Here is a 21,381-nt window from a genome sequence, read left to right as displayed (position 1 = left end):
CATGTTTTATGGCGGTTACCTGTTACACCAAAAAAACTATAACCATGGAAACTATCACCACTGCTGCTACCAACGAAGTATTGAACGACCTGATCGCTATTAACAACGATCGTATTGAAGGATATGAAAGAGCATTGAAAGAAGTGACTGCAGAAGACAGCGACCTGAAAGGACTTTTTACCGATATGATCGCAGAAAGCCACCAGCTCCGCAACGCCCTCGGCAATGAAGTACAGGCCGGCGGTGGTACCATGGCGAGCGGGACTACTGCCAGCGGTAAAATATATCGCGCCTGGATGGATGTAAAAGCTGTTTTTACCGGTCATGACCGCCACACCGTACTCGCCAACTGTGAAGCCGGCGAAGATGCTGCACAAAGGGCCTATAAGGACGCACTAGACCACGAAAGCCTGCCTGCCTATATCAGTGAACTATTGATGCAACAGAAAGAAATACTGAAACGTTCGCATGATAAGATCAAAGCACTGAGAGACCAGGCAAGATAAGGAGAGCAGAAAGCTGAAAGCAAAAAGCTATTGTAGCGAACGATCAATGCATATTTAAACCCGCAATGGTCTTTCGCTACAATAGCTTTTTGCTTTCAGCTTTCTGCTTTTTGCCTCAAAAAATCTATCTTGCATAGAAAGCTGCCAAGCATGACATATGAATTGCCAGCCTTCTACCATCGCCTCAGGAAGAAATACCCGGTAGTAACCGAGGAAGAATGGCAGCTGCTGGATACCATTGCTACCGTAAAGCATATCAGGAAAGGAGAACCCTTTCTGCGCTATGGAAAAGTAGCCAGGTATGCGGCCTTCGTGATATCCGGCATGTTTAAATTCTCCATCCTGGACGAAGAGGGCAGCGAAAAAATTGTAAAATTCAGTTTCATTGACGACTTCCTCGCCAATTGTGAAAGCTATAATAAAAAGGCGCCTTCTGCAGTGAGTATTATCGCCGTGGAAGACGCTGTTGTGCTGAGAATCAATATCAAAAAATTGCAGCCGTTATACGACCTGCACATGAATTTACTGCATGTAAATTTGCAGCTTTACCAGGAAATACTGGAACAACAATCCGAACATCAATATATTCTTTCGTTAAAAAGCCCTTTGCAGCGTTACAAATTTTTATTGGAACGCCGCCCATTTATTATCCAGAAAATATCGCTCACTAATATTGCCCGCTACCTGTATACCAGCCGGGAAGCCCTTAGCAGAGCGCGTTTGTTCCTGCTGGACAAGCACCGGAACTTTTGTGATTGAGATCACAACCTCCCTGTTGACAGTATAATAGCTTTGTATCAAAAAATATACGATGAAACAAAGCATGATTTTACTGCACGGTCTTTTTGGAGGGTTGAGTAACTGGACGGAAGTAATAGCTCATTTTAAAGCAGATTACGATATTCATATTCCGCCACTTCCCATTTATGATCAGCACAGTGAAGATAATCTTGCTTACCTGGTGAAATATCTCGCCGGCTACATCGAAACGGCTCAACTGGAAAATGTAATCCTGGTGGGCAATTCACTGGGCGGCCATGTAGCCATCCTGTACACACATCAACATCCGGAAAAGGTGAGTCGTTTAATTCTTACGGGCAGTTCCGGCTTGTATGAAAATACCAGTATGGGTAGCTATCCTAAGCGAAGCAACTACGATTATATCAAGGGGCGGGTTGCCAATATTTTCTATGATCCTGCCACTGCTACAGACACATTGGTAGCAGAAGTATTTGCTACTACTACCAATGCACGCAAATGTTATCATATCGTCAAAATGGCAAAATCTGCCAACCGTAATTATGTGGCGAATCTGCTACCAGCTATTGTTACACCGGTTTTATTAATTTGGGGAGAAGATGATCGAGTTACTCCTCCGGACGTGGCTTTGCATTTTAAAAGTTTGCTGCCGAACGTATCATTGGTCATGCTTTCCGCTTGCGGTCATGCACCAATGATGGAACGTCCGGCAGCATTTAATGCAGCGCTGGCATCATTCCTGCGTTCTACGGAGCTGTAATTTGCGATATCCCATCCAGGCCAGTACAGCGGCGATCAGGAAAGGCCATATCTGCACGAAAAATAAAAAGATGTTACGCAATACTACTGTCCCATCTTTCAGGGCAGTGAGCAGTTCTGTGCCGAATCCTGCGCGGCTCACGGCAGCGGGGTTCAGCACAATCTGTACATCGGTAACTTCCGGCTGATAGAGCTGCACGGTTAATGTAGAATAATTTACATCATCTAAAATGGCCAGGTTACTCATCTGGCGATCAATTACCGCTTCATCTTTCTGATCCTTATAGGTGGCTGCATTCAATGCGGCAGCGTTATCACCGGCTACCACTATGGCATTATCACCGGTGACTACTTTCTCTACCGGTGGCTTGCCTTGTTTCTCGCGCCGGGTGGCAGCAGCATCTTCTTTGGCCGCTTTCTTTTCATGTTGTTCATTCTTCAGCGCATTCGCCAGATATTTGAACGTCATGTCCTCGGCTTTGATTGTGCGATGTTCAATATAACTGGCAATGGCAGTCAATGACTGGTCCACGGAATCCAGTCGTTCTGCCGGTACTTTCAGCGTAAGATTGGCGGTGGGTGTGTATATCAGCATTCGCTTGATGGAGTCCGAACTATACGGCAACTGGTACTGCTGTACACTTTCGTTCGATAAGCTGCTTTCCACTACCACGCCACCTAAACTGGTGACCAGGTGTTCTAACTGAGCGGTGGCTTTAAACACGCTGGGGACGCGGCATCGCGTGTCGGCCGACTTTACTCTTTTCCGGGATGGGGAATTAATACTGGTGATGTCATTAGAGAAAGAAGTAGAGTCGGCAGTAGCTACCATGGCTTGTTCTTCTTTTGATAAATGGCTACTGCAGGCGCAGAAGCCCAATACGGGGATGAGCAAATAGTACAGTGAAGGGCGCATAACAGGAAATTTAAACTTTATACGCTTGCGCCGCAAAAGGTAACCTGTGGAAATTGTTAAAATCAGTTAACACATTTTAAGCGAATGGGCAACTATATAATTTGTGTATCTTTATTATCTATCAAAACTATCATGCCCGCACTTCCGAAAAAATACCAATCGAGGAAAGCAGAAATTACCGCCAGTTTTATTGAAGCGGTGAATCAACACATAGACCAGATACTGGATGGCAGCGTTGACCGGATGTATCACATTAAAGACATTGCCGGTCTGTTATTCATTCACCCGGTGCATCTGAGCAATACTATTAAGCTGCATACCAATCATGCACCCTGTTATTTTTTTGAGATGCGGTTAATGGAGGAAGCCCGAAAGATGTTGCAAAACCCACAGCTCACCATCACCGACATTGCAGCGAGGCTCACATTCGACAATTCCAATTTCACGAAATTTTTCAAACGGTTTGAAGGGGTAACACCGTCCCAATACCGGCAGCAGCGTACAACGATATTTGCGGAAGGAGCAGAAAGCGTAAAGCAGAAAGCATAAAGCTATTTTCGCGAATGATGAATGCGGATAGATCATGCGCTTAGGTCATTCGCGAAAATAGCTTTATGCTTTCTGCTCCTTTCATATATAACGCTGTAAATAAATTGGTTTCAGAAAGAAATAATTGTTCAGTGGTTTGTTATCAAACAAATCTCCATCATCAAAATAAAATCCGTTAGTAAATTCTGTTTTGGAGTTCAGTTGTATTTTCCCGGTGCTATGTTCTACTATAAAATACACGGGAATAATCACGTAATACTTACCGCTTTTACCGGTAAATTTATTCCAGCGGATATCCAGTTCCTGCATGCGAAAGAAGCGTGGTTTCAGGTCGCTGGCCACATTGGTGGAACAATCCAGTTTAGTGATTTCTCCGTGATCTATTTCTGCTTTCAGGGAAAATGCCAGGCTGGTAGTGCCTGATTTCAAGGGAATCAACGCCGTATCAATGAACCGGCTTATCTGCTGATAGGTGTTGTTGAAAGCGGTGGGCTGCTGTGCCTGGGCACCTGCACCCAACCAAACAATGAGAATGGGGACGATATAGCCGGTCAAACAGCTAAACCTCTTAGTACCTGTTTTCATACAACATGAAATAACGTTAACGCCTATCCTATTTACCTAATTAAGATACGATTTCTTAGGGGCAAAAAGATTGCAGCCGGCTAAAAAAACGCAGTTAAAACAGATCAGGCTGAATGGCATCTCATTGTATATGGCAGGTAAATATTATTTGAGCAGAAAGCTGAAAGCATAAAGCAAAAAGCTATTTTAGCGAATGATTAAAGCGTATAATGTAATTCGCACTGGTCATTCGCTAAAATAGCTTTTTGCTTTATGCTTTCAGCTTTCTGCTCAACAAATAATGCGCAATGGCTACTTCTATACATGGAATAGCCAGTATGAGCAGGAAGGTGATTAATATGCTTTTCTGTAAGCCTTTAAGAAAGTGGTCTACCTGCATGATGGCAATATTCACAAACAAACCTCCTTTCAGCAGCGTAGCGATTTCTGTTTGCATCACTTCGGCACTGACTTCTTCCTGCAAACCGATTTTTTCTGTCAGCAGTTGCCGGATATACTTTTTGATGATAAAAGACAGCCCGGCGCCTTTAGTGGTACGCAGCATGAATGAGGCCAGCTGACCTTTTACACCGGCGGCAGCAGCCTGTTGTGTCAGCGTTTGCCCGTATACGTTATAGATGGCTACGCCCACGGTGTCTATCAACTGGTTGGAGCTAAGCCGGGATACTCCCCCTTCTTTAGCACTGAACAGGGCATTGATAGCTGCCGTTGCCTGCTCGTCAAATATAGCAGGAACATGTTTCGCATACACCTTACGGTGTGCCTGAATATCCTTACGTACGCTGTTAAAGAAGCCCCATTTGAAGGCAAAGAAGCCCGCTAATACCGGCAACAGGAAGAAATAAGTGTAAGCGATATAACGCAGCCACTTGTGGGAACGATCTACGAGTATCCGTTTACGTAATAGAATCACTAAAATGACGGCCACGACAAAGGCCAGGAAAGCACTTACCAGGGCGCCCCAGATAAAGGTTGCAGGATTGGTAAATTGCCCGGCAAGGTTAAAATACTCAACAACGGATTTCATCAGTACAGAATTTTTTGGGACACAAGATAATGTAAAACCGCCTGTTTACAACGGTCTCAAAGGTTGACATTCTCCGGTCAGATATACTTTCTTCGCCCATAAACCACTACTGGCAAAGTAGTATTCCAATGCTTATCCAGTTCATTTTAAATTAATTTGGCAGCATTCAGCAAAGCATGGCGGGCCAGGGCTATGGCCCGGATGAATCGATGCAACCCGCATGGCAACTGACCAATAGTACCCTGACCAAATAAACCCTGTTGATCAGCTACAATCATGGTTTCCTCACGGTAGGCATGGTAATGCTGCTGGCAGTGCCCCTGATCCTGATGATACGGTATAAAAAAAAGCTCCCCCGTTGCTAAAAGGCGATGGGTATGTATTAAAATCTAACGGTTTTGCCTGTACGAACAGACTCGCGCGCAGCCGACAGGATACGCACTACTATTACGTTGTTAGCAGGCGCGTATAAGCCATCATCCGGCATTTTAACTGTACCGTTCAATACATCTATGAGGTAACGGAAAGGATCTTCATACACGGGTACATCTGCTGCGGTGATATGCCGGGTGGCAGCAGGTGTACGTTCGTTGTTCCGTTGTATAAGTGTATTTTTATCGGCGGCAATGAGGTATCCTTTGTCGCCGTATACCTCCATATCCTTACGGCTGAATGTCCAGTTCCACGATGCCTGAATGGTGCACTGGGCGTCGCCGTAATCTACCAGGATGGTGGCATCATCTTCTACTTTGGGATAAACCAGCGGTTTGTAATGTCGTGCTGCCGCAGTAACGGATACGGGCATATGGTTTTTCATCAGGCGGGTCATGAGGTTGGCGCCGTAGCAGCCAAAATCCATCAGGGCGCCGCCGCCATTCAGCACGGGATCGGTGAGCCATTGCAGGAATTCAGGCCCGCAGCCTATCTCCTTTGGTCCCTGGTGCCCGTCGTTGATGGTGACTTTCCTGACCTGCCCGGCGAAGCTGCTGTCTTCCAGCAATTGGAATGTTTTCGCAACGGAGGGATACCAACTGGTTTCATAATCGGTGAGCAGGTGTATTTGATAGCGGCGTGCGACTGAGTCCATCCATTGTGCGTCTGCCACGGTGGTGGCCAGCGGTTTCTCCACCATCACATGAATATGGCGGGGTGCGGCAGCGGCCACAACGTCCCGGTGTGCTTTAATAGAGCCAAATGCCAGTACAGCAGCAGGTTTTACGGCGTCCAGCATTTGATCGAGGCGGGTATAAAATATATTTTCCGGGAGATGATATTGCCGGGCACGCAGTTTCGCGAGCGCCGTATCCGGCTCATAGATGCCTGCAATGAGGATGTCGCCTTTGTTGGGGCGACCGAGAATGAAGGCCGCATGACCATGAGAAACACCGGCTACGGCTACACGTAATGGCTGTGCCAGGAGGCTTCCCATGGCATGCATCAGCAGGATGGTAAATAAAACAACACGCATTCCTAAATCTAGGAAATATGTTTTGTTTCTAATAGTGTTTTAGTAAGATGGCTTCCACCCTTTGGCTTCCCAATAACCGATCACTGGCAGATAGGGGCCGTACTTATGTTGTGCCGCAGAAAAAGTATCCGCAAAAGGACCTTTGTCGTAATCGATCGCTTTTTCATTGATATGCGGATAATCGAAGTTCTTTACATCCGGGCGACGATGGCGGCTGTCGTCATTTACAAACGCGGCAATGTCCATAGCCTCCGCATCAGAGAGGAAAGGTTTGTTCCAGGTAGCTTTATCATAAGGCATATTGGCTTTTAACCATTGTGCCTGTTTAATGACGCGGTGCATACTGGAACCAGGCTGATAACCATACGGGCCCCATAAAGGCGGATAAGTGTAGGTGATGTTGTCCGCACGCAGCTGTCCGGCTCCTTCAGCGCCGTGGCAACGGGTGCAATGCTGCACGTATAATTTTTCGCCACGTTCGGGGCTGGCGGCGACATCCGGTAACGTGACTTCCAGGTTCTTCACTCCTTTGGAGGGTTTATCTTTCGGCACAAAGCTGTTGATCCATCTGAAATACGACAGGAAAGCCACCATTTCTTTGCTGTCCAGGGGCAGCGGGCGGCCGTTATGCGGACGGGTTACACAGTTGTTTACCCTTTCGGCCAACGTGAGCACATGTCCTTCCCGGGCGCGGTATTGCGGGTAATGTTCATGCGATAACATGAGGTTGAAGGAAAATGGCTTGGTACCTCCCTGCTGATGGCAATTGGTACAGTTCATTTTGTTACCGAGATATTTGCCGTTGATACCTTCAGGCCCAATGTAATAAGCGGTATTGTACATGAGCTCCTGTCCGTATCTTACGGCATCTCCATATTTATCGTGCGGGATGGCAGCGGAATCCACGGTGGGCAATAAGGTTGCTGCAACGGGTGTGGATGCTACCTTCTTTTCTTCCGCTGCCTTTACATTGGACTGGCAGGAATAAAAAACAATAGCAGCCGTGGCCATCACGAAGGCACCGGTAATAAATTGCTGTAAATGCTTCATAACGGGCAGAGGTATTTATCTTCCTAAAAAATTAATTCACTATAAAATCAGGCAACTGCTCTTTGGGAATAAATTCCGCGCGATAAGGGATAAAACCGCAACGCAGGCGCCACAAGGGTGTTCCTTCGCGGGTGGTTAGTAATATCGTGTTTCTTTTAGAGCAGCATTGCAGCAAGGTTTGATGATCTACCAGGTAGGCGCTGCCCATCCGGTCGTTGAACAGGTAACCTGGAATGGGGGTACGCAATGTAACGGTGGCGGTTTTAGCGCCTTCGTCCAGATGAAAGGCCAATGTTTGCGACTGCTGCCGGGATACGCCATTATCAAACAGCATCAGGTCATTTTCTGCATTGATATGTACCGAATGGCCCATATCAAAGGCCGCTGAATCGGGGATGTGGAAATCGCCATTGCGGCCAAATTTCCAGATCACTTTACCCGTGTGGGCATCCAGTTTCCAGATTTGTCCGTTGTTATAGAAAGAGATGAGGTAGTTGCCGTCTTTATCATAACTGAGACTGTTGGCATGCATCCAGTCCATGCGGCTGGTCATAATATCTTTATCAGTTAATGGATCCAGGGCGTCAAATACGGTCCACTCCCATTGTTTGTGGCCTTTGCGATCCAATACCAGGATACCGTCGCTTCTCACGGTATCATGTGTAGTGCCGCCTTTGGAGCTGAGGTCACAAATACGTTCGGAGGTGTTTAACAATACAATATTATTCTCTGGGGTAAGTAGCACTTCATGGTGCGCGTTAGCGATAAAATCGCCTTGTCCTTTTTGGAGGTGGAGTAGGGTATCTCCGTTCAGGGAGATCTCCAGGATCTGGTTGCCGTAGCTGGTGGCGTATTCCTTGCTGCCTAAAATGCAGAGGAGTGTTTGATGTGCAGTGAAATGTGCCGTTTTAAAACCTGTGCCTTTTACCTGGTGATACCATACTACTTTTCCTTTGGTATTCAGCAGGTATAATACGCCCGGTTCATCGCGCTGACTTAATAATACATACCCTTCTTTAAAGCGGGTAGGTACTTTCTCCGGCTGCAGGCTGTCCAGGTCAAAAGCATCCTGCACCCAGTAAGGAAGTGGCGCTTTTGCCCGCTGTTGATGACAGGCAAGGCAGGTAATCAGTAATGCGAATAAAACGAGATAGTATTTCTTCATATTTGTCATATAACGAAGGGCATCGCCTTCGGTGATTGTCTTTTACAGGATTAAACTGATTTGATGATTTTATTCCTTTTTTATGGTGTTAGGACGAATATCAAAATAGGGTTTCCGAAAAAGGATAGTAAATGATTCAGGTATGAAAATCATCAAACTCAGTTTAATCCTGTACTAAGACAATATCCGCAGCATTATTTCCAAAGTGGATTTTGTGTTGCTTTTGGATTTGATTTCAGTTCAGCTCCCGGTATCGGGAAGAAATAATGTTTAGGCATAAACAAATCTGCGCCTTGTTTCTCGTGCGCTTTCAAAGTAGTTACCATCTGCGCTGCGTCTTTATTCCATCTCTTCAGATCGTAAATGCGGTTTTGTTCGAAGAATAATTCCAGTAATTTCTGGTGATCAATTTCCGCCATCACGTCTGCTTTAGCAGGAAGATCAGCCGCTGTTTTCACTTTCAGGCCGGCTCTCTGCCTGATGCGGGCCAGGTCAGCGATAGCAGCAGGAAGGTTGCCATTTTGTGCGGCAGCTTCTGCGTGCAGCAATAATACTTCGGCAAAGCGGAATACGCGGTTATTGGCAGTAGATGGAGTTGCTCCCCAGTAGTTATCTGCTGATGCTACATTACGCCATGCACTGGTACCTTTCTTGATCAGGAAGCGACCGTAGGTGGTGGTATCCAGTTTGGTGGTGGTTTTGGTTAAGCGGTCTATTTTAGATGCGGCAGAATTCCACAAGCTGTCAGCTGTTAATCCATTATAAAAGGTGGTATCTTTTTCTCCCAATCTGCTATACCTCCAGGTGAGTGAAGCATACATTCTTTTATCAAATTTGGTATCAGATCCGGCCGGACGTTGTTCTTTTACAAACTGTGCTACCAGGTAGTTGGAAGGCAGGTATTTAAACCATCCGCCGCCCGCAGGAGTACCAATAAATTGCGGCTCATAGTTGTACATCGGTGAGTTGGCATCTTCTGTACTCCACGCGCCATATTGGTTACCCAGCGGTGCAAATGTCCACTCGAAAACTGATTCAATATTATTTTCGTTCTTATCCGTGAAATTATCTTCATAATTATCTACCAGGTCATATGCATAAGGAGCTTTATACAGCAGTTCGAAAGTGCTCTGTGCTTTAGCATAGTCTTCCATGAACATATACGCTTTACCCAGGTAACCTACCGCAGCGCCGCTGGTGGCTCTGCCCAGTTCTTTAGGATCACGTTTTGCAGGAAGGCCTGCGGCAGCATCGCTCAGGTCTTTCACTACCTGTGCCCATACTTCTTCTTTGGTGCTGCAGGGAGTAGCATAATCATCGGTTGTTTCCATCGGTTTAGTCCTGATAGGAACACCACCCCAGTTGGAAGCCAGGATATAGTACGACAGTCCGCGCAGGAATTTAGCTTCTGCGATGTATACCGCTTTCTTGCTTTGCTCAATATTAACGGCATCGATTTTTTGCAGCAGCAGGTTCACGCGGTGAATACATTTGTAGGAAGCGCCAAAAATACTGCTCAGGTCACCGTTATTTTCATCATTGGTAAAGGTAACTACCTGCCAGGTAGGTGGTTCTTCACCAGGAATAGTAAATACATCATCTCCCAGACCATTGATATCTCCTATCCCCTGGAAAGGGCCCCAGTAGCCATAGAGAGAAGAGCGGATAGGACTGTAACTGGCACCCAGTGCAGCACTCACATCAGATTCTGTTTTCCAGAAGTTATCATCAGTAACGTGCCCCGGATCTTTTTGTTTCAGGAAATCTTTTTCGTTACAGCCGGCTGCTGTTGCCAGTACCAACGCAAGTGCCCCTATATATTTATATGCTTTTTTCATGTTGTAATGCGGTTAATCAATTAAAATGTAAGATTCAGACCAACGAGGAAAGTGCGGGACAAAGGATATGCATCCCATAAGTTGTCCATACCTCTGTTTAACACATTGCTATTATCACCGCCCAAATCCGGGTTATAACCTTTGTATTTGGTGATGGTGAACAGGTTTTCGCCGGAAGCAAATACTCTCACTTTTTCAATACCCCATTTGGTAGTCAGGGATTTTGGCATGCTGTAACCTAATTCCAGGCGTTTGAACCGCAGGTAGGAGCCATTTTCCAACCATCTGTCGGAGTTAGCCATGTTGTTGTTGTTAGGATCATCCAGTGCAAAGCGGGGGAAGTTGGAGTGATTTTCCGGTGTCCATGCATTCAATACGTCTGTAGAGAAATTGGTTACCTCGTTCATTTTATCCATCCAGATCCTTCTGCCGTTATAAATTTTATTGCCGGTTACTGCTTCCAGGAAGAGGCCCATGTCGAAGCTTTTCCAGGAGAGATTGGCAGATAAGCCCATGTTGAATTTAGGGAAAGGACTACCCATGAATTGCTCGTCCTGGCTATCGATGATACCGTCGTTGTTATAATCTACGTAACGTACATCACCTGGCTGCGCATTTGGCTGAATGAGTTTACCATTTTTGTTATGTGCCAGTACTTCTTCTTTAGAGTTGAAGATACCGTCTGTTTTCACCAGGAAGAAGGCACCGATCGGATAACCAACTTTTGCCCTGGAGATACCACCAAACTCTTGTCTGCCTGAACCTACGGAGATACCCATCATTTCATTGGCAGTGTGTCCGAGGCTGAATCCGAAGCGGTAATTTAAATCTCCTTTTCTATCTGTGTATTCGAGAGATATTTCATATCCTTTATTCTGGATAACACCGGCATTCAGGGTTGGAGAACCTGTTTTACCCACAGAAAGCGGGAAAGGCACGTTCAGCAATACGCCGGTAGTTTTCTTATTGAACACATCAAAGATCACGAAGAACTTATTATCCAGGAAGCCCGCATCCATACCCACGTTGGTAATTTTGGTCTCTTCCCATGACAGGTCTAACGGAGACGCATATCCGCTGGCGGTAGCGCCTGGCCATAACTGGCCGCCCTGTACATAGTTAAGCCCACTGATGATAGTGCTTTGTGTTAAGTAATCGCCAATTTCCTGGTTACCGAGCTTACCCCAGCTACCACGGAATTTCAGGGTATTTACCACGCGGCTGATACCGGAGAAGAAGTGTTCATTGTGTACATTCCATCCTGCAGAGAAGGAAGGGAATGAACCATATTGATAATCTGTTGCAAAACGGGAAGAACCATCGCGTCTTACGGAAGCAGAAAACAGGTAACGGGAGTCATAAGAGTACATCACTCTCGCAAATTTGGAAACGATGCTGCTGGCGGTAGCGCTACCGTCATTTTTCTGAGAACCGGCGGCACCGGTAGATAATACAGACGTTCCTACCAGCAGGTTATCGCGGGAAGCAGAGAAGCCGGAGCTGGTATTTTTCTGCGCAGTATAACCCAATAATGCGTTGATGCTGTGTTTGCCCAGTTTTTTGTCGTAGTTCAGGGTATTTTCCACTAACCAGCTGTTCGCAGTTCTGTAGCTCTGTGATAAGTCTGGTAAGGTGTTGGCAGAGTTACCATCATCGAATGAGCCGGTGAAGGTGCGGTTGGTACCTTGTAATTCTGTGAGACCTATGTTTAATTTATATTTCAGTCCATCTATCAGTTTTACTTCTGCGAAAGCGTTAGCCAGCAGGGAGGTTTCTCTGTCGGTGTTGTCGATATTATCGAGGCGGGCTACGGGGTTAGACAGGTTCTTCATGAACGTTGGTCTTCTGCCGTATCCACCCAACGGGTTGGAGGCGTCGTATACCGGAACAGTGGAAGGCATCATGAGAGCGCTACCAATGAGGGCATGCACCGCATCGCCACCGCCTGGGTTGAGGCGATTAGATCCTCTTTTCACCATTACGGTTTCGCCTATACGTATTCTTCCTTTTTCATATTCGGATTTAATCCTGAAGTTAGCGGCGTTGTAGCTGGTATTTTTGATGGTACCATCTTCTTTCAGGTAGCCACCAGATAAGTTATAGGTAAAGTGTTGGGATCCACCGCTGAAGTTTACGTTAGTACGGGTGAGCAGAGCGCTTCTGAAAATGGCATCCTGCCAGTTGGAGTTGGCAGTTGTTTTCGGATCGTATGCCGGAATGCCGGAGATGTTGGTACTCATCAGTTTGGTCCATTGTTCGCTATTGAGTACGCTCAGTTTTTTCTGTACTTTCTGTACGCCGAACCAGGTATCTACTTCCAGTCTTGGTACAGATTCTTTGCGGCCTCCTTTGGTGGTCACGATTACCACACCATTAGCAGCGCGGGCACCGTAGATGCTGGCTGTAGCCGCATCTTTCAGCACTTCGATAGATTCCACATCGTTAGGGCTTACACCGTCGATGTTGCTTACAAACACGCCATCCACAATGAACAGTGGGGTGTTGTTACCGAGCGTACTCATACCGCGGATGGTAATTTTCATACCGGCACCGGGTGCACCATTGGAAGATTCTATGGCTACGCCAGGTACACGGCCCTGGATAGCAGCGCTGATATTTTTAGATACATTGGCACTAATGGCTCCTACTCTTACGGAAGAAACGGCGCCGGTAACGTCTTTTCTTTTCTGTGTACCATAACCTACTACTACCAGCTCTTCTGTTTGCACTGCTTTAGGTTTCAGGGCAAAATCGAGTGCGCCGGCCTGGGATACCGCTCTTTCAATGGTTTCATAACCTACGAAAGAGATCACCAGTACGCCGCCGTTGTCGGGCAGTTGCAGGGTATAGCTACCTTTTGCGTCTGAGCTGGCTCCTTTGGTGGTGCCTTTCAGTTTAATGGAAGCACCGATGAGGGGCTCGCCGGTATTGGCATCGGTTATTTTACCGAATACGGAAATATTGGCCACTGGTTGCGGCGCTTCATCTGCCTGCGCGTTTGGCCTGGCAGAAAGGATAATAGTATTGTCTACAATGCTGTAGTTGAGTTTTTTATTGACTAAACACTTACTCAGTACGTACTCCAGATCGGCTTGTACGACTGCTACAGATACTTTGTCTGCCTGTTCCAGCATCTCCGTATTGTAGAAAAAGGTATACCCGGTTTGTTTCCGGATTTCCCTGAACACCTTCGACAATGCCACGTTGTGCATGTTAAGGGTTAGTTTTTGCGAGTACCCGGTTGCACTTACCTGCATTGCCAGTACAAATAGCAAAAAAGCAGCTAGTTTCATAACTTTCAGCATTTGAGCCCATACCCTGGTCGTAGGGTATTTGCCAGCATGTCTAAATAGCATAGATTTGTTAAGTTTTTGGTGAGCGTTAAGCTGTTTAGGTCAAATAAGCGCATAACATGCTACCAGACATTTCAGCCGGGGACGTTGCCGCGTTCCCGGTTTTTTTTGCCCGAAACATTATTATACGAAGATCCTGGTTGTTACATCCTTATAAATTGGTGTGTTTATTTTACTTCAACGATGATTTCTTTTCCTGCTATTGTGTATTGTATCCCGGCTGTTTTTAAAATGTGTAACGCCTGGGATAACGTGGATTGTTTCCGGATAGAACCGGTGTAATGTTTATCCGGTACTGGTCCGTTAAATTTTACTTTGACATCGTACCAGCGTGCCAGCTGTCTCATAACTGTGGTGATATCATCGTCATCAAATTCGAACATTCCTGATTTCCAGGCGATGGTTTTATCAACGTCTGCTTCGCCTACCGTCAGTTGCTGACTGCCTTTGGGCAGTGTGGCCTGTTGGGAAGGTGCCAGCACAACGCTGTTGCCGGTTGGTGTGGCTACTTTAATTTTTCCTGTTACCAGGGTGGTGTTTACGGCCAGCTCATCGTCGTAGGCCATGATATTGAAAGCGGTGCCCAGTACAGCCACTTTCGGTCCATTGTTCACTTGTACCTGGAAGGGGTGTGCAGCATTTTCTGCTACTTCAAAATAAGCTTCTCCGCTGAGATATACGGTCCTGTCTTTTTCTACAAACTTAGTGGGGAAGCGCAGGGAGGAAGCGGCATTCAGCCATACTTTGGTGCCATCCGGCAGTACCAGCTGGTACTCTCCTCCCCTGGGGGTAGATAAGGTATTGAATACTACCTGGCTGCCGGTGTTGCCCGCATCGTGGTACACCAGCTTACCATTGTCTTTATTGATACGGGTACCATCTTTTTCTTTCAGGCCATTGTCCTGGATAGCATCAAGCGATACCTCCGTTCCATCCCCCAACTGCAACCTGGCTTTGGGTGCACCTGGCGCTACGTCCTGCTGGGCCAGCGCTGTGGTAGCAGCAGGTGGTGTATGCCGTTGGCCTAATTGGTACCAGAGGGCGCCACCGCCTATCAGCAGTACCGCTGCGGCGGCTGCACGCCAGCGATACAACGGGCGTACTTTATTTTTCGTCGTATTTGACTGATCAATATGTTCTTGTAACAGGGTTTTGAACTTGCCTACTTCCACGTCTAACCGGCCCTGCTGGCCATTGATCACCTCAAATGTATACCTGGCCCGGTCAAAAGCAGTGCGCTTGTCCGGATTTTCAGCGATCCATTTCTCCCAGTACTGCATGTGCTGCTCATTGGTGCCCATACAATAACTCAGGAAAGAATCGTCTAACAGGAAGTCTTCGGCGACGTTAAAATTTTGGTCCATTGTTACGTTGATAATAAGTAGTGTAAGAAAACAGGATTTATTCCCAAGAAAATGGCAACTTTTTTTAAAAAAAGTTTTTTAGCGGTATAACCACACCAGGATCAGGACCATTAACGCTATTGACAAGCTTTTGAGGGCACTGCCCAGGGTATTGTAGGCCGTTTTGGTAGTAATGCCTATCCTTTTGCTTACTTCTTCCATGCTCAGGCCATCAAAAAAACGAAGTTGTACCAATTCTTTTTGTCGGGGTGTCAGCGTGGCTAATGCACGTTTTACTTTCTGTTTTACTTCTTCTGATGTTTGCATCGCTACAATACATTCTTCATAGGAAAGCTCATGGGGACTGTTGGTATCGGCAAAGGCGTCTGCAGCTTCGCTGGACTTTTTTGACTGGCGGATGCCGGCAAAAATTTTGCGGCGCAGGTAAGTAAACAGGTAGGACTTTACATTATTCACGTCCGGCAGCTTGTGGCGCTGATCCCATATTTCGAGGAACATGTCGTTAATGGCATCTTTCGTAATTTCTATATCCCCACAACTGCGGATACCATAACCAACAAGATTAAAATACAGATGTTCGTACAGGGCCACCAGTGCATTTTGTTCATTATTCCGGACCTGATTCCATAAACTAACGTGTACGCCTGCCTCATTGACCGGGGAGGCGGCGGATTGTTCCCGAAATGGTGTTGGTTGCTCACTGTTCATCTGTCATACGCTATTTCATAAAGTGGAATGGACGGGGCATTGGCTATAACAGCGCCTGTTACAGCGAATGCCGCAACTATCAGTTCACCGCTATCTTTATCACTACTTTTTTTACCGGCATTGGCGTGCTCACCTTAATATTCGGCATATGCAGGTCAGTAGGAAAAAAGATGGCAAACATGCCTTTCTCCAACCGGGAAAAGAACACCGGGTTTTCTGCAAACAACTGGTAGTCGGCCGTTTCATCGTAAGCTTTTGACGGCGTCTGGTCTTGCAGAAAATCATGTCCTATCAGCTCCGAACCGGATACAATATATTGTACATCGATGTATTTCTTATGCGACTCCATCTGTTCTGTGGAAGCGTCTACGGTGTCATATTCATTGACAATCGCGAAGATGTTGGTGCCGTCGATCTCGTATTTACCTTTCTCCAGGGAGGCCAGATCCGTTTGTGCCAGGTATTCAAAGGCCTTTATAAATTTAACGCCGAGGCGATAATAAAGAGGTGCATTCTGCAGTGTGTCCAGTATCATGCGTAGTAAAAAATGTATTAATCCAGTAGCAAGATACTTTTTTTTCCATTTACCCAACCTTTTGCTGTTAAGCCCCCGTTTACTTTATTAAATAACCTGAATTATATGAAACATACGCCACTCTATTTAATGGGTTTCGTCCTGTTGACCTTTATTGTGTTCGGTTGCCGGAAACAAATGCAACTGGAACCGCTGGATAAATCGCTAAACGCCAGTGTTGCGAAAAAGGATTCCACCCATCCGGGAGATACCATTCCGCATGATACCATCCATCATCCGGGGGATACCATTCCACATCACCCTGGTGATACGATTCCGCACCATCCGGGGGATACCATTCCACACCACCCCGGTGATACCATTCCACATCATCCCGGAGACACCATTCCACACCATCCGGGGGATACCATTCCGCATAACCCGGATTCTACCTGGCGTCGCCGGTAAACCACTCTCCTTCCGCCTGCGGGAGAATGGTCCCATGACATTAAATTATTATACTCACAGCATTAACTAAACAAACGTTGCCTTCGCATAGCTGCGAAGGCAACGTTGCTATTTCTTACCATCCAGGAAACCATCAATTGGAAGATATTTCGCAACTGATAGCAGCATGTGCTGACAATAATCGTTTAAGCCAGGAAAAGCTCTACCACAAGCTTTATCCGGCTCTCTTTTTATTATGTCGCAAATTTTTCAGTGATAACAATGATGCATTGGAAGCACTGAATGATGGGATGCTTTTAGTTTTCAGACACATCAAAAAATATGATTCGGCTAAAGGAGCTTTTTTTAACTGGGCTTACACCATTGTCAGAAATGCGGCACTGGATAAGCTAAAACAAAATAAATGGCCGGAACACCAGGAACTGGATAATTATCTGCCAGAAAAAAAAGACATCCTGCCGGGCAAGCTGGAATGGAAAGATATTTATAAACTATTGGACCACCTCCCTCCTGCCACCCGAACCATTTGCTCTTTATATTACCTGGAAGATTTATCCATCAAGGAAATCAGCGAACAGCTGCAACTCAGTACAGGTACTATAAAATGGCATCTGAGCGAAACAAGAACCAGGCTTAAGCCGGTATTTTTAGCATACTATCTGAATAAATAATTATAGCTGTGAGTGCAAACAATATAGACAACGATTTTTTTAACCAGGATCATCTACCGATTCCAATTCCACCCGTTCAGGACGCATGGGCGGATATGGAACGCAGGTTAAATGCTACACCTCCCAAAAAACATAGCCGGCTCCTTTTCAAGGCGGCTGTAATAACCGGCACCATTGCCATTGCCGGCCTGACATTGGCCATTGCTTACCATTTCATCTTCCGTGCCCAGCAAAAAAATTCATCCGTACCTGAAATCATAGCACCTGACAACAGGCGACAAACGACCCACAGCGCATCCACGGAAAATATGTCAACAACAGATACCCTGCAGCGATCTTCCTTCTCCCAAAACAATGGCCTGCCACCAGCTTCCGCCTCCCCGGCTACAAACGAGCCGCTGGCTGCATCTACGCAGGGTACCGGCGTAAATGGCCATCATGCTGCCGATAGCATCGCCGGTAATGCCGGCGGCCATACATCTGCCACCAGCATCAATACCATAGGCCACTCTTCCAATACCGGCCCTGCAATATCCCATTATACCCAAAAACCTGCCGGGAGTAAGGCCTTCCATAGCGCGCCTAACGGTGCCGGATATACGACTGCTCAGGCAACTGTTTCATCACCGTCCCTTCGCTGGAAACACCCGGCAACGGATCTAACAACCGCCGATAATGATCCGGGCGTCACAAACAGCCAACATAGCACTTCTCCCGGAACAAATACGCTTATATATGCTGATGCAGGTATTAATCGCCCCGCAAACACGACGACCCACTCAAACATAACGCTGCTGTCCTTGCCACTGGGAAGCCCGCAGTTATTGAGCAAACAACCACCTCGCGCTATTACTACCGCATGGCATGCTCCACGGGTAAAAGAACTTCCGGAATGGCAACTGTTCCTGCAATGGCAGCTACCGTTTCCACTTGCCGGCAGCACTTATTACTTAACCGGTCCGGATGGTAACAACCAGTTTTATCGCTTGCTTATACCTGGTATTCGTGGTGTGAGGAAATGGAATGCCCAAAGTATTTCACTGGACCTGGTACCATATACCGCACAAACCTATAACAACCCGATGATCAGGTATGCTGAAACGAAGAACGCGGATAGTTCTGTTAACCGGCTGGCAGATACCCTGCATAAGGAATTTGGTGTTGGCGCCACCATACTCTATCACCGGCGTATTTTATCACACTGGCAAATAGCTGCTGGGATCCAGTTTAATTACTGGACGCAACAATCCATTCATCAGGCATCCAGCTATTATCCACCGTGGATAGGCAGTGCGAGAGATTCCAGTATCACCGTGGTAAAGGAAAGCATCCACCGGCCGGAGTTGAAAATACCACTGGAAGTTTACTATGATGCACGTCGCTGGCAGGCAGGAGTACGGGTGGAGTTACCCGTTATGAGTAGCCGCAGCGACAGTCTTGCGTCGAAAATCAAAACACCGGTACAGGTACAGTTGATGCTTCGATATAAACTGCTGCCCCGGCGGCATAAATAATCAGTTAGGTAACAGGTACGGCTGTATGGCTTTCTCCCATATGGCATATCCCTGTTTGTTCATATGCAACATATCGTCCAGGAATAATTCCTTGCGGGGCTGCCCTTTTTTATCCAGCATTTTTGAGTAGATATCAACGAATACGGTATTCTTCTCCCCGGCCAGAAATTGTTTGATCAGCGCATTACTTTGCTGGGCCTTATCGAAATAAGCAGCCCTGGAGGGACTGGGTTTTATGGAGATATAAATAAGGGGAATGCCTGGTAGCTCCGCTCTGATCCGGGTGTACAACCTGGTAAACCGTTGTAACAGCGTATCTGCGTTGACGTTAGCAGCGGGCAAATCGTTTTCCCCCACATATATTACAATCTGCCTGGGTGCATAAGGGAAAATGATGCTATTGGCAAAAAAGGTGACATCATTGGTTTCTGCGCCACCAAAGCCCCGGTTCAGTACCACATAGCGACTAAAATTCCGCTCCAGGTCGTCCCATTTCCGAATAGAAGAGCTACCCACAAATAAAACAGGATGTGGTGGTGGCGCATAAATTTTATCGTATTCCCGGATAGTATGAATATCATTGGCAAACCGCACCGGCGACTGTGCCAATAAATAGCCGCCGACATGCAACAATGCACATGCTAAGAGTAACAAAGATTTTTTCATAACAATTTAATGATTGCAGAACCGTTAAATTAGTCGAAAAAAAACTAATTAAAACAGACAATACGATGAACACCCATCCTGTGAATCTTGCCGTTCGTTTTCTGCTTGAAATTGTTATGCTGATTGTATTAGGCTGCTGGGGCTGGCACCTGGGTACTGATTGGCTGCGGTATGTGCTGGCAGCAGGGTTCCCGCTGGTAGCGGCACTGCTCTGGGGACAGTTTCGAATCCAGAACGACCCCAAGCCGGCGCCCATTGCTATTCCCGGGCCAGTAAGACTCCTCCTCGAATGGGTATTATTCGGGTTAGCGGTATATGGCTTACAGGTGCTGGGGCACCCGCAACTGAGCATAGGAATGGCCATCATTGTGATTATCCACTACGCCGTTTCTTACGACAGAACCTGGGTGATGCTGCAAAATAAGCCCTATAACGGATTTGTGGGCAAAACCATTATGGGACAAAAGCCTTAGAAATACCATACCATTTCCGGTGTAACGCCTACGTTTACGCTGGCGCCTTTTTTCAAACGGGTATCCGTGGTTTTGATGGTCAATAATTCAGTGCCTATCGCCACGGTTGCCTCAAGGTAGCTGCCGTAAAAACTGAGATCCTGGATTTTACCACCTACGGCATCTTTCTTTGTCCGCACCAATTTAAAATCTTCCGGGCGCACAAAAATATTTTTACCGTTGAGGGTGATACCCGGCAATCCGTCCAGTATGGCTGCTTTAGCAGGAGAGAGCAGGTTGTATTTACCAAATAGCCCGGCTACATATTCATTCACCGGCTGGTTATAAATTTGTTGTGGAGTGCCTTGTTGTACAATTTCTCCATCTTTCATCACAATGATTTCATCAGCCCAGGGAAGAATATCCTGTGGGTCGTGCGAGATCAGCATACAGGTGATACCTAATCGCTCTCCGATATCACTGATCACCTGCTTGAGGATGCTTTTATGAATCATATCCAGGTTGGAGTACGGTTCGTCCAGCAAAAACAGCCTGGGAGAGGATATCAGCAACCTCGCCATGGCGATGCGCTGTTTTTCCCCGCCGGATAACTGGTCTGTTTTTCTTTTCAGGAGGTGGGAGATGCGGCAGATATCGTAGATTTCTGCGGCTTCCTCGTCGGTGAGTTTATTGGCATAAGAGAGAATCTCTTCTACGCGGTAGTTATTTCTCAGTTCGAAATGCTGCGACAAGTAAGCGGTGCCGGGATGTCCTGGTATCAATACTTCCAGCGCACCCTTCACTCTTTTTCCTTCAAACATCACGGTGCCGGAATCCGCCTGTCCCATGCCACCCACAATTTTCATCAGGGAGCTTTTGCCGGAACCGGTTTCGCCTGCGATCACAATTTTCTGAAATTGCTGTTGTGTAAAGCTGACATCCTTTAAAATATAAGCGCCGTGCTGTTGTTTGCTGATATTGGAAACCTCAAGAAAATTCATGCGCGCAAGTTAAGTTTTTCTCGCAAAGGGGCAAAGGAGCAAAGCAGC

General features: G+C 46.6%; 22 protein-coding genes. 8 read left to right on the top strand and 14 right to left on the bottom strand.

Going from position 1 to position 21,381, the window contains the following annotated elements; genetic code table 11:
• Positions 1 to 44 precede the first annotated feature (44 nt).
• The 3 genes from J7623_RS09160 (at position 45) to J7623_RS09150 (ending at position 2,025) form a co-directional block, all read left to right on the top strand.
• Positions 45 to 506, top strand: coding sequence for a PA2169 family four-helix-bundle protein (locus J7623_RS09160; protein WP_291919522.1), 462 nt, complete (start codon positions 45 to 47; stop codon positions 504 to 506).
• Between the two features lie 150 nt (positions 507 to 656).
• The gene (locus J7623_RS09155; protein ID WP_291919521.1) at positions 657 to 1,265 is read left to right on the top strand and encodes a Crp/Fnr family transcriptional regulator; all 609 of its coding nucleotides are present in this window, start codon (positions 657 to 659) and stop codon (positions 1,263 to 1,265) included.
• 52 nt (positions 1,266 to 1,317) lie between these two features.
• Positions 1,318 to 2,025 carry an alpha/beta hydrolase gene (locus J7623_RS09150; RefSeq protein WP_291919520.1) on the top strand — a complete coding sequence of 236 codons (708 nt, stop codon included), beginning with the start codon at positions 1,318 to 1,320 and terminating at the stop codon, positions 2,023 to 2,025.
• On the opposite strand, the gene J7623_RS09145 is transcribed toward J7623_RS09150, so the two are convergent.
• Positions 1,999 to 2,940, bottom strand: a complete 942-nt coding sequence (locus J7623_RS09145; RefSeq protein ID WP_291919519.1) for a DUF4349 domain-containing protein — start codon at positions 2,938 to 2,940, stop codon at positions 1,999 to 2,001. The genes J7623_RS09150 and J7623_RS09145 overlap by 27 nt on opposite strands.
• A 132-nt stretch (positions 2,941 to 3,072) precedes the next feature.
• Here J7623_RS09145 and J7623_RS09140 point away from each other — a divergent pair, with 132 nt between their 5' ends.
• A complete protein-coding gene (locus J7623_RS09140; protein ID WP_291919518.1) occupies positions 3,073 to 3,489 on the top strand; it encodes a helix-turn-helix transcriptional regulator in 417 nt (138 codons plus the stop codon).
• Positions 3,490 to 3,570: 81 nt separating this feature from the next.
• Here J7623_RS09140 and J7623_RS09135 read toward each other — a convergent pair whose 3' ends face one another.
• From J7623_RS09135 to J7623_RS09085, 11 genes are all read right to left on the bottom strand, one after another.
• The gene (locus tag J7623_RS09135; protein WP_291919517.1) at positions 3,571 to 4,074 is read right to left on the bottom strand and encodes a hypothetical protein; all 504 of its coding nucleotides are present in this window, start codon (positions 4,072 to 4,074) and stop codon (positions 3,571 to 3,573) included.
• A 250-nt stretch (positions 4,075 to 4,324) separates the two neighbouring features.
• Complete coding sequence (locus J7623_RS09130) at positions 4,325 to 5,101, bottom strand: hypothetical protein (protein ID WP_291919516.1); 777 nt, start codon at positions 5,099 to 5,101, stop codon at positions 4,325 to 4,327.
• Positions 5,102 to 5,247: 146 nt separating this feature from the next.
• Positions 5,248 to 5,379: a hypothetical protein gene (locus J7623_RS09125; protein WP_291919515.1), complete on the bottom strand. Its 132-nt coding sequence runs from the start codon at positions 5,377 to 5,379 to the stop codon at positions 5,248 to 5,250.
• 104 nt (positions 5,380 to 5,483) lie between these two features.
• Positions 5,484 to 6,569: a Gfo/Idh/MocA family oxidoreductase gene (locus tag J7623_RS09120; RefSeq protein WP_291919514.1), complete on the bottom strand. Its 1,086-nt coding sequence runs from the start codon at positions 6,567 to 6,569 to the stop codon at positions 5,484 to 5,486.
• 39 nt (positions 6,570 to 6,608) lie between these two features.
• Positions 6,609 to 7,619, bottom strand: coding sequence for a c-type cytochrome (locus J7623_RS09115; protein ID WP_291919513.1), 1,011 nt, complete (start codon positions 7,617 to 7,619; stop codon positions 6,609 to 6,611).
• A 31-nt stretch (positions 7,620 to 7,650) separates the two neighbouring features.
• Positions 7,651 to 8,784: an aryl-sulfate sulfotransferase gene (locus tag J7623_RS09110; protein ID WP_291919512.1), complete on the bottom strand. Its 1,134-nt coding sequence runs from the start codon at positions 8,782 to 8,784 to the stop codon at positions 7,651 to 7,653.
• Positions 8,785 to 8,978: 194 nt separating this feature from the next.
• Complete coding sequence (locus J7623_RS09105) at positions 8,979 to 10,622, bottom strand: RagB/SusD family nutrient uptake outer membrane protein (protein ID WP_291919511.1); 1,644 nt, start codon at positions 10,620 to 10,622, stop codon at positions 8,979 to 8,981.
• A 20-nt stretch (positions 10,623 to 10,642) separates the two neighbouring features.
• Positions 10,643 to 13,915 (bottom strand): TonB-dependent receptor, encoded by a 3,273-nt coding sequence (locus J7623_RS09100; protein WP_291919510.1) that lies wholly within the window; start codon positions 13,913 to 13,915, stop codon positions 10,643 to 10,645.
• A 227-nt stretch (positions 13,916 to 14,142) separates the two neighbouring features.
• A complete protein-coding gene (locus J7623_RS09095) occupies positions 14,143 to 15,339 on the bottom strand; it encodes a FecR family protein (protein ID WP_291919509.1) in 1,197 nt (398 codons plus the stop codon).
• Between the two features lie 78 nt (positions 15,340 to 15,417).
• Positions 15,418 to 16,047: a sigma-70 family RNA polymerase sigma factor gene (locus J7623_RS09090; RefSeq protein WP_291919508.1), complete on the bottom strand. Its 630-nt coding sequence runs from the start codon at positions 16,045 to 16,047 to the stop codon at positions 15,418 to 15,420.
• Positions 16,048 to 16,126: 79 nt separating this feature from the next.
• Positions 16,127 to 16,582 (bottom strand): YhcH/YjgK/YiaL family protein, encoded by a 456-nt coding sequence (locus tag J7623_RS09085; RefSeq protein ID WP_291919507.1) that lies wholly within the window; start codon positions 16,580 to 16,582, stop codon positions 16,127 to 16,129.
• Positions 16,583 to 16,687: 105 nt separating this feature from the next.
• On the opposite strand from J7623_RS09085, the gene J7623_RS09080 reads away from it, so the two are divergent.
• From J7623_RS09080 to J7623_RS09070, 3 genes are all read left to right on the top strand, one after another.
• Entirely contained in the window at positions 16,688 to 17,029 is a 342-nt protein-coding gene (locus J7623_RS09080; RefSeq protein ID WP_291919506.1) for a hypothetical protein, read from the top strand.
• A gap of 137 nt (positions 17,030 to 17,166) precedes the next feature.
• Entirely contained in the window at positions 17,167 to 17,700 is a 534-nt protein-coding gene (locus J7623_RS09075; protein WP_291919505.1) for a sigma-70 family RNA polymerase sigma factor, read from the top strand.
• Positions 17,701 to 17,708: 8 nt separating this feature from the next.
• Positions 17,709 to 19,214: a hypothetical protein gene (locus tag J7623_RS09070; RefSeq protein WP_291919504.1), complete on the top strand. Its 1,506-nt coding sequence runs from the start codon at positions 17,709 to 17,711 to the stop codon at positions 19,212 to 19,214.
• On the opposite strand, the gene J7623_RS09065 is transcribed toward J7623_RS09070, so the two are convergent.
• On the bottom strand, positions 19,215 to 19,880 hold the full coding sequence (locus J7623_RS09065) for a GDSL-type esterase/lipase family protein (RefSeq protein WP_291919503.1): 666 nt from the start codon (positions 19,878 to 19,880) through the stop codon (positions 19,215 to 19,217). It lies immediately after the preceding gene.
• Positions 19,881 to 19,945: 65 nt separating this feature from the next.
• Between J7623_RS09065 and J7623_RS09060 the strand changes: the two genes are divergently transcribed.
• The gene (locus J7623_RS09060; RefSeq protein ID WP_291919502.1) at positions 19,946 to 20,353 is read left to right on the top strand and encodes a YrdB family protein; all 408 of its coding nucleotides are present in this window, start codon (positions 19,946 to 19,948) and stop codon (positions 20,351 to 20,353) included.
• Here the strand turns inward: J7623_RS09060 and J7623_RS09055 are convergent.
• Positions 20,350 to 21,333, bottom strand: coding sequence for an ABC transporter ATP-binding protein (locus tag J7623_RS09055; protein ID WP_291919501.1), 984 nt, complete (start codon positions 21,331 to 21,333; stop codon positions 20,350 to 20,352). The genes J7623_RS09060 and J7623_RS09055 overlap by 4 nt on opposite strands.
• Between the last annotated feature and the right edge of the window lie 48 nt (positions 21,334 to 21,381).

Origin of the sequence: Chitinophaga sp. (genome assembly GCF_017745275.1) — a bacterium.
Classification (GTDB): Bacteria; Bacteroidota; Bacteroidia; order Chitinophagales; family Chitinophagaceae; genus Chitinophaga.
Note: the sequence above shows the minus strand (reverse complement) of the source record. Positions and strands in the feature narration are given on the sequence as shown.

Excerpts from the sequence above, each read along its gene's own strand:
- J7623_RS09130 (WP_291919516.1), bottom strand. The coding sequence starts at position 5,101 with ATGAAATCCGTTGTTGAGTATTTTAACCTTGCCGGGCAATTTACCAAT.
- J7623_RS09065 (WP_291919503.1), bottom strand. The coding sequence starts at position 19,880 with ATGAAAAAATCTTTGTTACTCTTAGCATGTGCATTGTTGCATGTCGGC.
- J7623_RS09105 (WP_291919511.1), bottom strand. The coding sequence starts at position 10,622 with ATGAAAAAAGCATATAAATATATAGGGGCACTTGCGTTGGTACTGGCA.
- J7623_RS09140 (WP_291919518.1), top strand. The coding sequence starts at position 3,073 with ATGCCCGCACTTCCGAAAAAATACCAATCGAGGAAAGCAGAAATTACC.
- J7623_RS09150 (WP_291919520.1), top strand. The coding sequence starts at position 1,318 with ATGAAACAAAGCATGATTTTACTGCACGGTCTTTTTGGAGGGTTGAGT.
- J7623_RS09125 (WP_291919515.1), bottom strand. The coding sequence starts at position 5,379 with ATGATTGTAGCTGATCAACAGGGTTTATTTGGTCAGGGTACTATTGGT.
- J7623_RS09090 (WP_291919508.1), bottom strand. The coding sequence starts at position 16,047 with ATGAACAGTGAGCAACCAACACCATTTCGGGAACAATCCGCCGCCTCC.
- J7623_RS09110 (WP_291919512.1), bottom strand. The coding sequence starts at position 8,784 with ATGAAGAAATACTATCTCGTTTTATTCGCATTACTGATTACCTGCCTT.
- J7623_RS09085 (WP_291919507.1), bottom strand. The coding sequence starts at position 16,582 with ATGATACTGGACACACTGCAGAATGCACCTCTTTATTATCGCCTCGGC.
- J7623_RS09055 (WP_291919501.1), bottom strand. The coding sequence starts at position 21,333 with ATGAATTTTCTTGAGGTTTCCAATATCAGCAAACAACAGCACGGCGCT.
- J7623_RS09145 (WP_291919519.1), bottom strand. The coding sequence starts at position 2,940 with ATGCGCCCTTCACTGTACTATTTGCTCATCCCCGTATTGGGCTTCTGC.
- J7623_RS09060 (WP_291919502.1), top strand. The coding sequence starts at position 19,946 with ATGAACACCCATCCTGTGAATCTTGCCGTTCGTTTTCTGCTTGAAATT.
- J7623_RS09120 (WP_291919514.1), bottom strand. The coding sequence starts at position 6,569 with ATGCGTGTTGTTTTATTTACCATCCTGCTGATGCATGCCATGGGAAGC.
- J7623_RS09115 (WP_291919513.1), bottom strand. The coding sequence starts at position 7,619 with ATGAAGCATTTACAGCAATTTATTACCGGTGCCTTCGTGATGGCCACG.
- J7623_RS09155 (WP_291919521.1), top strand. The coding sequence starts at position 657 with ATGACATATGAATTGCCAGCCTTCTACCATCGCCTCAGGAAGAAATAC.
- J7623_RS09160 (WP_291919522.1), top strand. The coding sequence starts at position 45 with ATGGAAACTATCACCACTGCTGCTACCAACGAAGTATTGAACGACCTG.
- J7623_RS09080 (WP_291919506.1), top strand. The coding sequence starts at position 16,688 with ATGAAACATACGCCACTCTATTTAATGGGTTTCGTCCTGTTGACCTTT.
- J7623_RS09100 (WP_291919510.1), bottom strand. The coding sequence starts at position 13,915 with ATGAAACTAGCTGCTTTTTTGCTATTTGTACTGGCAATGCAGGTAAGT.
- J7623_RS09095 (WP_291919509.1), bottom strand. The coding sequence starts at position 15,339 with ATGGACCAAAATTTTAACGTCGCCGAAGACTTCCTGTTAGACGATTCT.
- J7623_RS09135 (WP_291919517.1), bottom strand. The coding sequence starts at position 4,074 with ATGAAAACAGGTACTAAGAGGTTTAGCTGTTTGACCGGCTATATCGTC.